We start from the raw sequence: 15,723 nt of genomic DNA on the forward strand, positions 1-15,723 counted from the left end.
GGAGAGATCAAGTTGGATCAGCTAAGTCTAAGTATTGAGGAACTCATCTTTAGTTTTTACAGTGAAGGCTATTTTGAACAAGGCATGTCCTTAAAGGAGGCCTATTATCCTGAAGTAGAGGACGAGCGCCTTGGTTTTTTATTTGAAATTGCGTGCCGCTCTTTGCTTGCAAAAGGTGTACTGGAATTTAGAAACAGACAATACCGTTATAAAGCGGAATACCGTCATTTCATCCAGGCGATGAATGATGCCTCTCACACGATCAAGGCATCTAAATTTGGAGACACAGATGAAGAAGTCAGCACCTCTTTTCACACAACACAGGCGGGTGTATATGCGCATCATACGCTTTATGATCAACAAGTGCATCAGATTCGCAAACTGGACGGCGATCAGCAGGCAGAGGAGCAAGTGACAGCCTTTTTCAACATACAGATGAATGATCACCCTGAACCTGTCATCAGCCTGCAGGCAGAGGAATTTGAAATGCTGTTAGAACAGGCAAGCGAAGCGAAAAATAAGTGGCCATCTTTCCTGAATAAAGCGGAGAATCAAGAGCTCGTGAAGGCATTTGTTTCTGATGTACAGACGAGAAAAGGAAAGATGGACTCTCTCATGAAGGTCGTCTATGACAAAAATAATACGCCTGATGTGGAGTCGATGATATTTGTGATTCCAGGTGAGAACCAATCGTGGCTTGTATCAGGAATAAAAGAAAATCAATTTCGCATTGAGACGGCTCATCAAGACGGGTTACGTTCTATATTCTAATGGAGAAAAGGAGAATGACGCTTGAATCCAAGTGAAGTAATAGAAGTAAGGAGCAGACCTTTTTTAAGAGTATGGGCATTCTTAGCAACGGGCGGCTTCGGTATCATCGGTATTTGGTTATTTTCAGAAGCTCTTACATTTGAATCGAACTATACATTGTTTTTATTTTTAGGCGGACTATTAGGTATTGTCTATGGCTGGATCTCCTTTTTGATGATTTTGCCTGCTTTTACGAAGAGGGGAAATGTGATTTTTCGCATTCAGCGCGGAGAGAATGGCGCTGTGCTGCACCGGGAGCGAACGATCTCCTTTCAAGATATTCAATCAATTGACATGCGCAGGCATCGTTACAGTATAAGAGGATTTCTTTTCATGGATGTGCTCATTCGGAAAGTAGATGGAAAATTGATCAAAATTCCGGCGTACAGCATTTTAGATGAAGAAGTATTTGAGCAGACCGTCAAACAGGAGATCTATCCATATTTACATCAGACAGCCCAAGAAAATTGGAGACAGCAGCATGGCCAAGGAGAAGAAAAGACCGACTAAGCTGTTTTTGTCAGAATTCTATAGGATGAGGCGCCACTTTTTCGAAGAAATCGTGTATGATGTCAGTAAAGACTGAACACTCGAAAGAGGTGATGAGAGATGGATAAAGAGATGGTAATCGACCTCGTCACAGAACAAATGGCACGGATTCGAAAAGAAAAGGATTATACGCAGGATCGTATGGCGGAGGTACTTGGTCTATCGAAACGGCATCTACAGCAGGTTGAAAAAAACAGGCTGCGTCTCAACTGGACGCAATCCGCGGCCGTATGTGCATTATTCAGAGATAGTGACATTTTGAAAGGGACCCTAGGGGATGACCCGCTCGAGATTTTGGAAGTTGTGGCACATGATGAATTACATCTATCAGTAGAGCGTACGATTGGCGGCAAGGTTTGGTGGAGGACGTCTGTCAAAAAAGGCACGTTTCGCCTTCAGCAAAATGTACTTAGTCAGCATTACCGCATCTTAGATGAGGAGAATTATCGCTATTATAGTTCGTTTAATAAAGAAGAAGCGAAGCGGCGGCTAGAGGAATTAAGCCAGCTGTCTTCTCCATATTGAGATTGGAAAAGGAAAGAGAGGCACCTGTATATAAGGTGCCTCTCTTTTCTGTGTTTATACTTTTAGAGTGTTTTTCGCCCGAATAAAGGCAACAAGCTGTTTGATTTCTTCATCATTTAGGGGAACGCCGTCTACATAAATGGTTCCTTCTTTTGCTTCCGTCAGTTCAATTTTGATATCAGAGATTTTGCGTTGTATCTCTGGCTCGTCCGTTCTACCAAGTAAAAAATCAATGGACGTATCATACAAATCAGCCATCAGCTTCACTGCTTCAAGCGAAGGTCGTCGGTACCCAGATTCGTAACCGGCATAGGTGCTTTTGGCGATACCTAGGCGATCTGCCGTATGCTGGAGAGACCATTTTTTCTTTTTTCTAAGGGTGGTTAAACGATCGAGTATCATACATGAACGCTCCTTTATTTACAACAACAGTATATCATATTTTGACATAGAATGTACGCGTTATGCGTAACAATTTCTTGATTAATTCGCGTTATGTGACTATAATGGCAATGAAGGTACGCGTAAAGCGTATATTATAGAATAGCACAAGCTAGCTTATAATATGTGTGACAAACGAAGTAATTTTACGAAAGAGGTGGACCTGTTGAAGAAATTATTGCTTTTAACGACTGGTGGGACGATTGCATCTGTAGAGAGTGAAAATGGTTTAGCTCCAGGTGTTAAAGCTGAGGATCTTTTGAGCTATTTAAACGAAATTAATGCAGAATATACAATGGACACAAAGTCCCTAATGAGTATAGATAGTACAAATATGCAACCTGAATACTGGGTTGATATCGCAACAGCCATTTATGAGAATTATGATCAGTATGACGGGTTTGTCGTTACTCATGGAACCGATACAATGGCCTATACATCAGCAGCGCTGTCTTATATGCTGCAAAATCCTGATAAGCCGATCGTGATTACAGGTTCACAAATTCCGATTACTTTTAAGAAAACAGATGCGAAGAAAAACATCACAGATGCCATTCGCTTTGCATGTGACGGTGTTGGCGGCGTGTATGTCGTGTTTGATGGCAGGGTCATCCAAGGAACACGTGCGATCAAACTAAGAACGAAAAGCTACGATGCATTTGAAAGCATTAACTACCCATATATTGCATCGATTGAAAACCATCAAATTGAATACAATAGCAAAGTAAAAAGATCGTCAATGAAACCGCTTAAATTAGACGCATCCTTGAATACAGATGTGTGTCTGTTAAAATTGCACCCAGGCCTGAAGCCTGAGTTTTTAGATGCAGTCAAAAGCTTGTACAAAGGCGTTGTCATTGAAAGCTACGGCAGCGGCGGAATTCCTTTCGAAGGAAGAAACCTTTTAGAAAAGATCAACGAATTGCTGGAAGAAGGCATTTCTGTTGTCATCACCACTCAGTGTCTTGAAGAAGGAGAAGACATGAGTGTGTATGAGGTAGGACGCAAGATCAATCAAGAATTGGTGGCACGTTCAAGAAATATGAATACAGAAGCTATCGTGCCGAAACTGATGTGGGCACTAGGCAAAACAACGGATCCAAGAGAAGTCAAAAAGATTATGGAAACGCCAATCGCAGAAGATTTAGTGATTTAATTATTCTAAAGAAAGCAGGTCATAAGAGATGGTTCAAGCAACTTATCGCTATGAGAAGGATTTTCTTGGTGAAAAAGAAATTCCAGCAGACGTGTATTATGGGGTTCAAACCCTTCGTGCAAAAGAGAATTTCCCGATTACAGGATATCGGATGCACGAGGAACTAATCAGAGCCTTTGCCATCGTGAAAAAAGCAGCAGCTCAAGCCAATATGGAAGTTGGACGTTTATATGAGGGAATTGGAAATGCCATCGTTCAAGCGTCTGACGAAGTCATTGAAGGCAAGCTTCACGAGTACTTTATTGTCGATCCAATTCAAGGCGGCGCAGGAACGTCCATGAATATGAATGCCAATGAAGTGATTGGAAACAGAGCACTAGAAATCATGGGACATCAAAAGGGAGAATACATTCATTTAAGCCCAAACACACATGTGAACATGTCGCAATCAACGAATGATTCATTCCCAACGGCAATCCACATTGCTGTGCTCAAGCAGTTAGACATTCTGCTTGAAACGATGCAAGTCATGCAGGACGTCTTTCAAAAGAAAGCGAAAGAATTCGATCATGTGATCAAAATGGGACGTACGCACCTTCAGGATGCTGTTCCAATCCGTTTGGGACAGGAATTTGAAGCTTACAGCCGTGTGCTGAGCCGTGATATTAAGCGGATCAACCAATCAAAACAGCATTTATATGAAGTCAATATGGGTGCAACAGCTGTTGGGACAGGCTTAAACGCAGATCCTCGTTATATTGAAATCGTGGTGAAGAAGCTCGCTGATATATCTGGTCTTCCTCTTGTAGGTGCAGAGCATCTCGTGGATGCAACGCAAAATACAGATGCTTACACAGAAGTATCCGCCGCTTTAAAAGTATGCATGATGAACATGTCTAAGATTGCCAATGACCTTCGCTTAATGGCATCTGGTCCGCGCGCAGGTCTTGCTGAAATCGCATTGCCAGCCCGCCAGCCTGGATCATCCATCATGCCTGGGAAAGTCAATCCAGTCATGGCAGAGCTCATTAACCAAATCGCATTCCAAGTCATTGGGAACGACCACACGATCTGTCTTGCTTCTGAAGCAGGCCAGCTTGAGTTAAATGTGATGGAACCTGTTCTGGTCTTTAATTTGCTTCAATCTATTAGTATAATGAATAACGGATTCCGCTCATTCACAGATCATTGCTTAGCGGACATTGAAGCAAATGAAATACGTTTGAAAGAATATGTAGAAAAAAGTGCAGGCGTGATCACTGCCGTGAACCCTCACTTAGGCTATGAAGCAGCCGCTAGAATTGCAAGAGAAGCCATTTTAACAGGACAATCGATCAGAGATCTTTGCTTGCAGTACGATGTTTTAACGGAAGAAGAACTTGATATTATCTTAAATCCATTTGAGATGACAAAGCCTGGCATTGCGGGTGCAGAGCTCCTAGAGCGATAATAATATCAAAAATTTTATTTTATTAATATGTGGAATTGCCTGTGAAAAAGAGAAAAACAGGCAATTCACTTTCTTTCGAATTGACACACTTTTTTCACAATATTTTGAAAACGCTTAACGCACGCACAAAGGGAGGAAACACAATGAAATCACCACGTCTACCATCTATTTTAGAAGTCGTAGCTGTACTTGGCTTGTTTTTAGCGATTGTTTTATCATTTACTCTTTACTTCAAATTAGATATTCAGCTAGCATTGTTTATCTCATGGTTTATGGTTATTGCTTTAGGTATTCGATTGGGGCATTCCTATAAGGATCTCCAAAATGCGATTACAAAAGGGATATCGAATGGGTTAGAAGCCATTTTAATCTTAATTGCAGTAGGTGCACTTGTTGGAACATGGATTGCAGGTGGAGTTGTTCCTACGCTCATCTACTATGGTTTAGAATTTATTCATCCTAATATATTCTTATTAGCTACACTTGTTATCTGTGCAATTATGTCCATTGCAACAGGAACTTCTTGGGGTACAGTTGGAACGGCAGGGATTGCGATGATCGCAATTGGTGAAGGTCTTGGTATTCCACTTCCGATCGTAGCAGGGGCCGTCTTATCTGGTGCTTATTTTGGAGATAAATTATCCCCATTATCAGATAGTACAGTGCTCGCTTCCTCACTTTCAAAAGTGGACGTGCTGGCGCATGTTCGAGCAATGATGGTTTTATCCATACCAGCCTTTGTGATTACAGCGATTATGTTTACGGTTACAGGCTTTATGTATGGCGGACGCAACATTGATCAAGATAAAGTAGAATTTTTGAAAAATGCCCTTCATGATACATTCACAATCAACATTTGGATGGTCATCCCAGCAGTAGTGGTTGTATTACTGCTCGTATTTAAGAAACCTTCAATGCCTGTTATAGCCATTGGTGCTCTTTTAGGATCTATTTGGGCGATGGCTTTCCAAGGAATGAATCCAGCTGATGCGATTGGTTCAGCATACAATGGCTTCTCTATTAATTCAGATGTAGATTTCTTAAATACGCTGTTAAATCGCGGCGGTATTGTGAATATGCTTGGATCTCTAGTAGTCATTATTCTCGGACTTGGTTTTGGTGGAGTACTTGAATATCTCGGCGTCTTAAAAGTGATTGTCGCTACTTTCGAGAAGAAATTATATAATGCAGGGAATGTAACCCTATCTACACTTGTTGTTGCATTCTTCGCAAATATCTTCGGCTGTGCAATGTACGTTTCATTAATTCTTACACCGAAAATTATGGAAAAAAGCTATGATAAATTAAAAATAGACAGACGCGTTCTATCTAGAAACGCTGAGGTCGGGGGAACAATGACCTCTGGTATGGTTCCATGGTCAGATAACGGGATTTACATGGCAGGAATTCTTGGCGTATCGACATTCTCTTATTTACCATTTATGTGGTTGAGCTTTGTCGCCATTGGTCTTGCGATCATTTACGGATATACGGGTAAATTCATTTGGTACGTGAAAGATCAACAAGAAAGCGAAGAATCGGCCTCATAAGCCGTTTGCAAAAGCCGCTCCTGAACGGGGCGGCTTTGTTTGTCCTAGGACCGTGAGACTATATGTGACATATAGCAAACGAACAGGAGTTTAGACCTCCTGTAAATGAGGTCGAAAGGGGTAGTGTGAAGCAGAATGAAAGCATATTTATCCCATAAAAAGGGCACAAATCCCTATTCAAACATGAGTCTTTGAACCTTATAATAACAATATTGGAAAAAGTGCTAATCACCTTACGCTCGTTTAGAGAGACTCTAAGCAGCGTTTTTATTTTTTGACAGGAGGAGGAACCCATATGAGCTTATCGGATATGCTGTCTGCCCTTAACGGTGGCATTTCAAATAAAAAAGCAGAAATTGAAGAGAAAATCGCTCGACTCAAAAAGGCGAAAAGCAAGGTTGAACGTGAACAAGATGCGGCAGAAACAGATTTAAAGCAAATCAAGCAGCCAAAGCTTGGGACCTCTTGGAAAGGTGAGCGAAGCCAAGATTTCAAAACAGACCGAAATGAAGCACATGATGCGCTGCAAACGATCGTGAACGATCAATACCCACGCTACGTGAGCCGTATCGAATTCAAAATCAGTACATTAGAAGCAGAACAAGCTGCGTTATCCTTTGCCAGTTCCTTAGCTGGAGACGCCGCACGTCTTGCTGAAAAAGGAGAAGACGCAGTAGAGGACGCAAAACGCTTGATCTCAAAAGCATGGAGCAGCTTGTAAACGAGTTTCATGCTGAACAAATCTGGAGGATATCACAATGGGACAAATTAAGTTAAACTACCAAACAGTTATGGATAAACTAGATGAAGTCTCCCAAGCCGTCGAAGCTTTAGCGATGAAAAAAGCAGCAGATAAAGCGGGTGAAAACAGCCTTGAATTTGTAACCAAGTGGACGGCACGTGAAGCAGAAGTGAGCGAAATGGTCTCAAGCTTTAAAGAAGCCTTAATTAAAAATGTTCAGGATACACGTTCTAACGTGAAAACATTAAAAGAACAAGACGAAGCGATTGCTGCAAAATAATCAGCACAATCGCTTTTATTTATGGGTACCATTGACATAATGTGAGTGTGGTATTAAAGTCTCATATTAAATTCAGGGTGTAAGACCTTGTATTATTCCGTTTTTCTTCCAAACGCGTCGCTAAAAGGACACCTTTTCCCTATTTAAGCCTGAGGCTTTTCGCCTTATACTATACTTAATGAAAGCAGAACGATAGAAATGTCAGGATTGGAAAAATCAAGTGAGTCGATGGTTTCCAAAGGCGCTCACGCCGTGCTTTCGTATGAGGTCAGATAGAGGTGGATGACATGAGTTTATCCGAGATGCTGCACCATCTGCATATGGGAATTGAGAACAAACGTGCAGAATTTGACGAAATGATCTCTCGGTTAAAGACAGCCAAAAGTAATATTCGAACAGAACAAGATCTTGCCCAGTCAGATATCAAAGAAATTAAGAAGCCTGCACTAGATTCGTCATGGAAAGGCGAGAGAGGAACCGACTTTCATCGCCACCGGAAAGATGCTTACAGCGTGATGCACGACGTCGTCAACAATGAATATGAAAAATATATAACAGAGATTGATCAAAAAATCTTACACTTTGAATTGAAAAAAATGGAGCTGGCTGTTGCCAGTAACTTTGCAGGAAGAGCTCAGGACGTGATGGAAAAGGGCGAGGATTTTGCAAAGGATGTTAAACATTTGATTGAACGGGGCTGGAAAGCTCTTTAAAACCATAAACGAAACAGCCGTCTTATAAAAGAGCGGCTGTTTTTTTGTTTAGTCACATCCACCACCGCCGCTGTCGCCTGAATCACTCCCACAGGAGGCATCAGAAGCGTGATGGGTATACGAATCAGTATAAGTGCTTGTCGTTGAGCTATGATGTGCAGAACGCTTAGCAGATGCACGTTTATCCTTTGATGTGAACTGGTTGGCAATGATGGCTCCTAAAAAAACGAATATGACAACAAACATAAAAGTACCCATAATGCATCCCTCCTCTAGTTTCATATTCATACGAATGAGCCATATCTAGGTTCCCGATTTGAAAGAAATACTGGGCAAAGAGTTCTATTTTCGTTTATGATGATAGGCAAAAGTAAATGCCAAGGGAGGAGAGCCCATGCTATCTCTACGTCAGGAGGAGCTTCTGAAACGATTGATGCAAGCGGAGCAGGAACTGACAAGTGAAGAAATTGCCCGTGTGATCGGAGTCACATCACGAACCATCCGCACGGATATGAAAGCGCTTAAAGTGATCTTAGAAGAACATGGTGCCGCACTGCATATTAAACGCGGGGCAGGGTATACATTGAGCGTTGAAGATTATGGAGCATTTCGTACATTTTTGAAAACCTCACTGAGAGAAAGGAATGAGAAAAAGGAACCTTCTATTCCCAATCAGCCTGAGGACCGTGTGGCTTATCTATTAAAAAGGCTGCTTCTGTCAGAAGACTATATCAAATTAGAGGGATTGGCAGAGGAATTATTTGTGAGTGAATCTACAGTGAAAAATGATTTGAAAGCTGTCAGGCACTTGTTTTCATTGCATGGACTTTCTATATCGCATCGGCCTAAATATGGCCTTCGTCTGACAGGCGATGAAATGAAATTAAGATATTGTATGGCAGAGCATGTGTTTCAGCAGGAGCATGCGAATGCTGCATTGTTACCTGAAGAAACGTATCAATTGATTCAGGACATCGTGCGTTCACGTACAAAAGCTACCGGACTTCATCTATCAGAAATCGGTTTAAGTAATTTAGTGACCCACATTGCCATCGCATGCAAACGAATTGAAGAAAAAAAGCTGGTCAAGATGCCAGAAGCGGAATTGAGAGAAATTCAAGTGCAGCCAGTTTTTCAAGTAGCTCAACAAATGGCAGAAGATATTCGCCGCGTATTAGCGATTGATTTTCCGTTATCTGAAATGGCGTACATTGCGATTCACTTAATGGGAGCAAAGATGATGGCATATGGAGAGGCTGGCCATACGCTATTTCATCTGCTGGACGAAGACCATTTTCGTTTCACTCACCAATTGCTTGCTTATGTAGAGGAGCACATGTCACTTGATATTCAGTTTGATAAGGAGCTGATCGTTGGTTTAAGTCTTCATTTGCGTTCTGCCATTCATCGTTTTAGATACGATATGAACATCCGAAATCCTTATTTACCAGACATTAAAAGGCATTATCCCATTGCGTTTGAGGCGGGTGTTTATATGGGCAGATGGCTGAAGGAAAAAGAGGGTGTTGAGATTCCTGAGGATGAAATCGGATATTTGGCACTTCATATTGGGGCTGCAATCGAGCGGACAAAATCACAGCATGTAAGGAAGACATGTCTTATTGTGTGTGCGACGGGTGTCGCCAGCAGCCAGCTTCTTCTTCATAAACTCACGGCAGCTTTTAACGGAAGGCTGGAGATCGCTGGAACTGCAAGTGTCGGGGAACTTCCTTCGTATGATTTAAGAAGCATTGATTTTATTATTAGTACCATTCCGCTTCAGAACACATTGCCGGTGCCAGTCATTGATGTACATACGATTCTAAGTGACGATGATATTGTGCGGCTGAAACGATTTGTGCAGAATTCACAGGATGCAGGAGTTTTGCGGTATGTGAGTCCGGCGCTGACATTTTTTCAGCAAGATCTCCAATCAAGGGAAGAGGTTCTTCAATTTTTTGTGAACGTGCTAAAGGAGCAGCATCGAATCCCAGAAGAGTTCGAACAATTATTGTTAGAAAGAGAGCAAGTGTCACCCACATCTTTCGGTCATTTGGTTGCGATTCCTCATCCAATTAAACCGGCAACAGATGATACGTTTTGTGCGATCTGTACGTTGAAAAAGCCGGTACTGTGGGGAGAAGATCGAGTACAAGTCGTATGCTTGTTAAGCATCCAGAAGACGTATCAAAAAGAATTACAGTCGCTTTATCAATTTCTTGTGCGGCTGACAGAACGGAAGGAAGTGGTGGAACAGCTCATCAAAGCCGCTTCATTTGAAGAACTGACAGCTGCGCTTCAAGTATTGGAGCATCCAAATGGAAAAACGCGGCACCCATTTCCGCATCTGTGAGGAAAAAGATTAGATGTTAATGAAAGCGCTTTTAAAATAACATCAAAAAGGAGGATGATCACGAGTTTTTGCAAAGGGGGAGACGGATCATGAGCTTCAAGGAGAAAGCGGCAGATGTTATGGGGCATGTGGCTTATCGCATCACCAACCAGAAATATATTATGGCGATTAAACAGGCATTTGTCACACTGATGCCGATCATCATTACAGGAGCTTTTGCTGTACTGGTGGCGAATATGATCATGAGCCCGGAGACAGGGCTTGCTCATTTTGAGATATTCAGGTTTTTAGCAGAGCTTCAGCCTATTATGAAGGCAATCAATTATGCCACGCTGAACTTTTTAACCATTGGGGCTGTGTTCCTCATTGGGATTGAGCTTGGGAAAATCAACGGTCACAAGTCTCTGTTCCCAGGATTGATGGCATTGATTTCATTTATATCTGTTATTCCAACGACACTTCTTCTTGAAGTCGATGGATCGATGCGTGAGGTTGTTGACGTGTTGGCAAGACAATTTTCTGATCCAAAAAGCTTATTTTTAGGGATGATCATTGCGATCGTATCTGTGGAGATTTTTTGTAAGCTGACCGAGGTGAAATGGCTGCAAATCAAGATGCCGGATTCGGTTCCGTCGAATGTGGCAACATCTTTTTCGTCACTTTTCCCATCGATCATTACAATTACAATCATTAGTTCATTCGGCTTTGCATTTCATCGTGTGACAGGCATTTATTTGCATGAAGCAGTGTATAACGTGGTGCAGCGTCCGTTAGAAAGTGTTGTACAGGGGCTGCCTGGGATTTTAACGTTGATGTTTGTGGCGCAATTCTTCTGGGTGATCGGCATCCATGGCAATCAAATGATTAAGCCGATCCGGGAGCCGCTCTTATTAGGATCGATTGCAGTGAATATGACAGCCTTTCAAGAGGGGAAAGAAATCCCGAATATCATCACGATGCCGTTTTGGGATGTGTATATGAGCATCGGTGGTTCAGGTGTGACCATTGGTCTTTTGATTGCGATTTTTATTGCTGGGAGAAGGGAAGAGATGCGAAGCATTGCCAAGCTCTCATCTGGACCCGGACTGTTCAACATCAATGAACCCGTTATTTTTGGATTACCTGTGATGCTAAACCCTGTGATGGCGATCCCATTTATCGTCACGCCGCTTGTGACAGGTACGATTGGGTATATTGCGACGGCTACAGGATTCGCTGGAAAAGCGGTCGTGATGGTGCCGTGGACGACACCGCCGCTTGTAAATGCATGGCTGTCTACCGCTGGCAGCATGGGCGCTGTCATCACACAGCTTATCTGTATTGTGGTTGCTGTTTTCATCTATTTACCGTTTGTTCTTTTGTCTAACCGCAAGCCAGAAGCAGCACCAGATTCAGAATAAACATTCAGAGGAAGAAAAGGGAGGCGGCGACATGAACAGAATTGAGATTCCAAGTGATTTTATCCTAGGTGCTGCGGCTTCTGCTTGGCAGACCGAGGGATGGAAGGGAAAGCGGGCGCATCAGGACTCGTACATCGACTTATGGTATAAGGAAGGATATCACGTGTGGCACGAAGGCTATGGTCCTGCTGGTGCGACAAACTTTTACGAGCGCTACCCTGAAGATGTAGCCTTAATGAAAGAGATTGGGCTGACACATTACAGGACATCGATCAATTGGTCGAGGTTTCTCATAGATTACGAGAATGGGATAGTGGATGAGGCCTATGCTCGTTACATTGATGATCTGATCAATGAATTAATCGCAGCAGGTGTAGAACCAATGTTTTGCTTAGAGCACTATGAACTTCCTGCCGTTTTGCTTGAGAAGTACGGCGGATGGTCATCAAAGCATGTTGTCGAGCTGTTTGTTCTCTATGCAGAAAAGGTGTTTGAGCGCTTCGGAGACCGGGTCAAGCATTGGTTTAGTTTTAATGAACCGATTGTTGTTCAGACACGTGTTTATCTAGATGCGATACGATATCCGTTTGAGCAAAATACGAAGAAATGGATGCAGTGGAACTATCATAAAGCTCTGGCAACAGCAAAAGTGGTGAAACTGTTTCGGGAGATGGGGTTGAAGGAATCGACAGGAGCCAAAATCGGCGTGATTCTCAATCCAGAAGTGACGTATGCAAGATCGTCTGCCCCGCATGACCAAGAAGCGGCACGTATGTATGACTTGTTTTTTAATCGAATGTTCTTAGATCCTTCCATCAAAGGGGAGTATCCAGAGGAACTGATCGATGTGTTGAAAAAGCATGATATTCTTTTCGATTCCACAGAGGAAGAGCTTCAGATCATCAAGAATCATACGGTGGATGTCGTTGGGCTTAACTTGTACTATCCGCATCGTGTCAAGGCACCGAGTAAGGCTTGGAACGAAGGAACACCTTTTCATCCATCCTATTATTACGATATGTTTGAGCTTCCAGGGAGAAAAATGAATCCTTTCAGAGGCTGGGAAATCTATCCGAAGATTGTCTATGATATGGGGATGAGAATAAAAGAAGAATACGGAAATATTGAGTGGTTTGTGGCCGAAAATGGCATGGGTGTAGAAAAGGAAGAACGGTTTAAAACAGAAGACGGTATCATTGATGATCAGTATCGCATTTCATTTATCAGCCAGCATTTGAAGCGGGCACTTCAAGCGAAAGCAGAAGGATCAAATTGCACAGGCTATATGCTTTGGGCATTTACAGACAATGTCTCACCGATGAATGCCTTTAAAAACCGCTACGGATTAGTCGAAATCCAGCTGGAGAATGAACGAAATCGTCAGCTGAAAGCATCTGCGTATTGGTACCAGACATTAATCAAAACAAGGGAACTGCAGGTTGAAACAGAAGTCATTTATCAATAGGAGTGATGGGATATGAAACGAATCATTCTCGCTTGTGCAGCAGGAATGTCAACGTCCATTGTGGTGTCCAAAATGAAGGCTGCCGCAGAAGCTAAAGGGCTGGATTACTATATTTATGCTATACCTGAAGGAGCCATTGCGGATGAACTAGAAGAGCATGGAGAGGATGTACAGGCGATTTTACTTGGACCGCAAGTTAGTTTTATGAAAAAAGCAGCAGAAAAAACAGCGGCTCCCTATCAAATACCTGTCGATGTCGTCAATGTGAGATTATACGGAACAGCAAACGGAGAAAAAATTCTAGAGCATGCACTGAAACTAGCAAATGAATCTTGAATAATTGGAGGAGAAGCAGATGACGGTATTAGAGGAAATGCAGGGAGCAGCCTTTCAAATCATTGCCCATGCAGGCGAGGCAAGAAGTCATTATGTAGAAGCGATTCGTCTAGCAAGAGCTGATGATTTTGAAAAAGCGCAGCAGTTGATCGAAAAAGGGGAGGAAGCGTTTCGAAGCATCCACAACCTGCACTTGTCGCTGATTCAAAAAGAAGCGGCAGGTGAACAGCTTCCGTTTTCTTTACTGCTGATACATGCAGAAGATCAAATGCTCACAACAGAGACCATCCATCTGCTCGCCATCGAAATGATCGAAATGTGTAAAAAAATGAATACCCTGTCAAAATAGTTGTCAATGAATAACCAATTTCTGTTATAATCATTCGGTAGATAAAGAGAAAGCAGGATTGGTGAATGAAAAAAACATGTAGGCTGATGACGATTGGTCTTATGCTGCTGCTCATTTCGGGCTGTATGGGAATAAAGGAGCAGGCGGAAGGAAGCCAGCAAGTCGTCAAAGAGGAAAAGGGTCCATTACAAACAAAAGAGATTCAGCAGAAAAAAGAAACGGCAGTGATAGAGACAAAAACCTGGATGAAGCAAAACGAGCCGGTCGAGCTTCCGATTTTGATGTATCATAGTATCTCAAGCGGCAACTCGTTACGTGTGCCAAAGAGCGAATTTGCATCTCATATGAAATGGCTGAAGGACAATGACTATGTCACACTGTCGCCAGAAGAGGCGTACCGCGTTTTCACAACAAATTCGATGCCAAGTAAGAAGAGTGTCCTCATTACATTTGATGATGGATATACGGATAACTATACAAAGGCATTTCCAATTTTAAAGCAGTATGGAATGAAAGCAACGATTTTCATGATTGAGCAATCCATTGGCCGTCCACATCACTTAACGGATGAGCAAATGGATGAGATGATGGCACATGGGATATCAATTGAGAGTCATACGATTCATCATTTAGAGCTCAATCGATTATCAAAGCAGCAGCAGGAAGAGGAATTAAAAGGATCAAAGGCATTCTTCGATCAGCGATTTTCTCAGCGTACGAGAATGGTCAGTTATCCTGTCGGGCGCTATAATGAAGAGACGTTGAAGCTGGCGAAGGAAGCTGGATATCAAATGGCTGTCACCACCGAACCAGGACATGCGAAGAAGGAACAAGGCATGATGTCCTTGCACCGCGTCCGCATTTCACCGGGACTTTCACCAGAAAGCTTTGGTAGGCTGGTCGAAGGGAAGTAACGATCAATGTTTCACATGAAACATTTTACGACAAGTTTCACCAAAATGAATCACCGCCCATACACCTTGACATGATATGTCTTGGTTTCAACTGTTATTATAAGAGAGACTTAGATGGACAGAACTTTCATGACCAGGGGAGTTCTGTTTTTTAAAATTGTCATTCAAACCCTACATCGTAAGAAACACCTCAATGAAAGACTCAAAGTATCAAGCCCGCCAATGAAGTAACAATCAAATATTGCTCAGCAACGCAAAACTTAAGAAACCCTACATAGAAAAACCAATTGAGAAAAGAAAGGGAGAGGGAATATGTCAAACTTTTTTGGAATCGACCATGTTCAACTAGCTGCTCCAAAAGGCAGTGAAGAGAAAGCTCGTTTGTTTTTTGGCGAAATTTTAGGGATGAAAGAAATACCTAAGCCTAGTAATCTAGCTAAACGCGGAGGTGTCTGGTTCCAATGCGGTCATCATCAGCTTCACATTGGCATTCAGGAACATTTTCAAGCTGCAAAGAAAGCTCATCCGGCTTTTCTTGTAAAGAGTCTATCGGAATTAAAAGAGGCATTATTGAAGCATCACATTCGTATAAGAGAAGATGAGCCATTGGAGGGAGCCAATCGGTTTTATGTAGAAGATCCTTTTGGGAATCGAATTGAGTTTTTAGAGAGAAGAGACTAGAAGACAACA

General features: G+C 42.3%; 18 protein-coding genes. 16 read left to right on the top strand and 2 right to left on the bottom strand.

Going from position 1 to position 15,723, the window contains the following annotated elements; all coding sequences use genetic code 11:
- The first annotated feature begins 12 nt into the window (after positions 1-12).
- The 3 genes from M1D84_RS00915 (at position 13) to M1D84_RS00925 (ending at position 1,884) form a co-directional block, all read left to right on the top strand.
- Positions 13-771 (top strand): hypothetical protein, encoded by a 759-nt coding sequence (locus tag M1D84_RS00915; protein ID WP_212047973.1) that lies wholly within the window; start codon positions 13-15, stop codon positions 769-771.
- 21 nt (positions 772-792) lie between these two features.
- Entirely contained in the window at positions 793-1,320 is a 528-nt protein-coding gene (locus M1D84_RS00920; RefSeq protein WP_024427529.1) for a YfjD family protein, read from the top strand.
- Positions 1,321-1,419: 99 nt separating this feature from the next.
- The gene (locus M1D84_RS00925; protein WP_024423909.1) at positions 1,420-1,884 is read left to right on the top strand and encodes a helix-turn-helix domain-containing protein; all 465 of its coding nucleotides are present in this window, start codon (positions 1,420-1,422) and stop codon (positions 1,882-1,884) included.
- A 54-nt stretch (positions 1,885-1,938) separates the two neighbouring features.
- Here the strand turns inward: M1D84_RS00925 and M1D84_RS00930 are convergent, their stop codons facing one another.
- Positions 1,939-2,286 (bottom strand): helix-turn-helix domain-containing protein, encoded by a 348-nt coding sequence (locus M1D84_RS00930; RefSeq protein WP_044334362.1) that lies wholly within the window; start codon positions 2,284-2,286, stop codon positions 1,939-1,941.
- A 205-nt stretch (positions 2,287-2,491) separates the two neighbouring features.
- Between M1D84_RS00930 and M1D84_RS00935 the strand changes: the two genes are divergently transcribed.
- The 6 genes from M1D84_RS00935 to M1D84_RS00960 all read left to right on the top strand — a co-directional run bounded on the left by M1D84_RS00935 (position 2,492) and on the right by M1D84_RS00960 (position 8,216).
- Complete coding sequence (locus M1D84_RS00935) at positions 2,492-3,481, top strand: asparaginase (RefSeq protein WP_044334360.1); 990 nt, start codon at positions 2,492-2,494, stop codon at positions 3,479-3,481.
- Positions 3,482-3,509: 28 nt separating this feature from the next.
- Positions 3,510-4,931 carry an aspartate ammonia-lyase gene (gene aspA / locus M1D84_RS00940; protein ID WP_024423908.1) on the top strand — a complete coding sequence of 474 codons (1,422 nt, stop codon included), beginning with the start codon at positions 3,510-3,512 and terminating at the stop codon, positions 4,929-4,931.
- A 143-nt stretch (positions 4,932-5,074) separates the two neighbouring features.
- A complete protein-coding gene (gene nhaC / locus M1D84_RS00945) occupies positions 5,075-6,481 on the top strand; it encodes a Na+/H+ antiporter NhaC (RefSeq protein ID WP_103131793.1) in 1,407 nt (468 codons plus the stop codon).
- 295 nt (positions 6,482-6,776) lie between these two features.
- A complete protein-coding gene (locus M1D84_RS00950) occupies positions 6,777-7,202 on the top strand; it encodes a YwqH-like family protein (RefSeq protein WP_024423906.1) in 426 nt (141 codons plus the stop codon).
- Between the two features lie 37 nt (positions 7,203-7,239).
- Entirely contained in the window at positions 7,240-7,503 is a 264-nt protein-coding gene (locus M1D84_RS00955; RefSeq protein WP_024423905.1) for a YwqI/YxiC family protein, read from the top strand.
- 287 nt (positions 7,504-7,790) lie between these two features.
- The gene (locus M1D84_RS00960) at positions 7,791-8,216 is read left to right on the top strand and encodes a YwqH-like family protein (protein WP_024423904.1); all 426 of its coding nucleotides are present in this window, start codon (positions 7,791-7,793) and stop codon (positions 8,214-8,216) included.
- 48 nt (positions 8,217-8,264) lie between these two features.
- Here the strand turns inward: M1D84_RS00960 and M1D84_RS00965 are convergent, their stop codons facing one another.
- Positions 8,265-8,474: a hypothetical protein gene (locus M1D84_RS00965; RefSeq protein WP_249366009.1), complete on the bottom strand. Its 210-nt coding sequence runs from the start codon at positions 8,472-8,474 to the stop codon at positions 8,265-8,267.
- Positions 8,475-8,610: 136 nt separating this feature from the next.
- On the opposite strand from M1D84_RS00965, the gene M1D84_RS00970 reads away from it, so the two are divergent.
- From M1D84_RS00970 to M1D84_RS01000, 7 genes are all read left to right on the top strand, one after another.
- Positions 8,611-10,569 carry a BglG family transcription antiterminator gene (locus M1D84_RS00970; RefSeq protein ID WP_213404695.1) on the top strand — a complete coding sequence of 653 codons (1,959 nt, stop codon included), beginning with the start codon at positions 8,611-8,613 and terminating at the stop codon, positions 10,567-10,569.
- A gap of 89 nt (positions 10,570-10,658) precedes the next feature.
- Positions 10,659-11,969 carry a PTS sugar transporter subunit IIC gene (locus M1D84_RS00975; RefSeq protein ID WP_039182533.1) on the top strand — a complete coding sequence of 437 codons (1,311 nt, stop codon included), beginning with the start codon at positions 10,659-10,661 and terminating at the stop codon, positions 11,967-11,969.
- A gap of 31 nt (positions 11,970-12,000) precedes the next feature.
- Positions 12,001-13,434, top strand: coding sequence for a glycoside hydrolase family 1 protein (locus tag M1D84_RS00980; RefSeq protein ID WP_213404696.1), 1,434 nt, complete (start codon positions 12,001-12,003; stop codon positions 13,432-13,434).
- A 12-nt stretch (positions 13,435-13,446) separates the two neighbouring features.
- Complete coding sequence (locus M1D84_RS00985) at positions 13,447-13,770, top strand: PTS sugar transporter subunit IIB (protein ID WP_024423899.1); 324 nt, start codon at positions 13,447-13,449, stop codon at positions 13,768-13,770.
- Between the two features lie 19 nt (positions 13,771-13,789).
- Entirely contained in the window at positions 13,790-14,119 is a 330-nt protein-coding gene (locus tag M1D84_RS00990) for a PTS lactose/cellobiose transporter subunit IIA (RefSeq protein WP_024423898.1), read from the top strand.
- 65 nt (positions 14,120-14,184) lie between these two features.
- The gene (locus M1D84_RS00995; protein WP_213404697.1) at positions 14,185-15,033 is read left to right on the top strand and encodes a polysaccharide deacetylase family protein; all 849 of its coding nucleotides are present in this window, start codon (positions 14,185-14,187) and stop codon (positions 15,031-15,033) included.
- Between the two features lie 312 nt (positions 15,034-15,345).
- On the top strand, positions 15,346-15,714 hold the full coding sequence (locus tag M1D84_RS01000; protein ID WP_034281355.1) for a VOC family protein: 369 nt from the start codon (positions 15,346-15,348) through the stop codon (positions 15,712-15,714).
- The last annotated feature ends 9 nt before the right edge of the window (positions 15,715-15,723 follow it).

It is taken from the genome of Bacillus sp. PK5-006 (genome assembly GCF_054161415.1).

What these genes read in the sequence shown, in the direction of transcription:
- M1D84_RS00925 (WP_024423909.1), top strand. Translation starts at nt 1,420, where the DNA reads ATGGATAAAGAGATGGTAATCGACCTCGTCACAGAACAAATGGCACGG.
- M1D84_RS00930 (WP_044334362.1), bottom strand. Translation starts at nt 2,286, where the DNA reads ATGATACTCGATCGTTTAACCACCCTTAGAAAAAAGAAAAAATGGTCT.
- aspA (WP_024423908.1), top strand. Translation starts at nt 3,510, where the DNA reads ATGGTTCAAGCAACTTATCGCTATGAGAAGGATTTTCTTGGTGAAAAA.
- nhaC (WP_103131793.1), top strand. Translation starts at nt 5,075, where the DNA reads ATGAAATCACCACGTCTACCATCTATTTTAGAAGTCGTAGCTGTACTT.
- M1D84_RS00950 (WP_024423906.1), top strand. Translation starts at nt 6,777, where the DNA reads ATGAGCTTATCGGATATGCTGTCTGCCCTTAACGGTGGCATTTCAAAT.
- M1D84_RS00955 (WP_024423905.1), top strand. Translation starts at nt 7,240, where the DNA reads ATGGGACAAATTAAGTTAAACTACCAAACAGTTATGGATAAACTAGAT.
- M1D84_RS00960 (WP_024423904.1), top strand. Translation starts at nt 7,791, where the DNA reads ATGAGTTTATCCGAGATGCTGCACCATCTGCATATGGGAATTGAGAAC.
- M1D84_RS00965 (WP_249366009.1), bottom strand. Translation starts at nt 8,474, where the DNA reads ATGGGTACTTTTATGTTTGTTGTCATATTCGTTTTTTTAGGAGCCATC.
- M1D84_RS00970 (WP_213404695.1), top strand. Translation starts at nt 8,611, where the DNA reads ATGCTATCTCTACGTCAGGAGGAGCTTCTGAAACGATTGATGCAAGCG.
- M1D84_RS00975 (WP_039182533.1), top strand. Translation starts at nt 10,659, where the DNA reads ATGAGCTTCAAGGAGAAAGCGGCAGATGTTATGGGGCATGTGGCTTAT.
- M1D84_RS00980 (WP_213404696.1), top strand. Translation starts at nt 12,001, where the DNA reads ATGAACAGAATTGAGATTCCAAGTGATTTTATCCTAGGTGCTGCGGCT.
- M1D84_RS00985 (WP_024423899.1), top strand. Translation starts at nt 13,447, where the DNA reads ATGAAACGAATCATTCTCGCTTGTGCAGCAGGAATGTCAACGTCCATT.
- M1D84_RS00990 (WP_024423898.1), top strand. Translation starts at nt 13,790, where the DNA reads ATGACGGTATTAGAGGAAATGCAGGGAGCAGCCTTTCAAATCATTGCC.
- M1D84_RS00995 (WP_213404697.1), top strand. Translation starts at nt 14,185, where the DNA reads ATGAAAAAAACATGTAGGCTGATGACGATTGGTCTTATGCTGCTGCTC.
- M1D84_RS01000 (WP_034281355.1), top strand. Translation starts at nt 15,346, where the DNA reads ATGTCAAACTTTTTTGGAATCGACCATGTTCAACTAGCTGCTCCAAAA.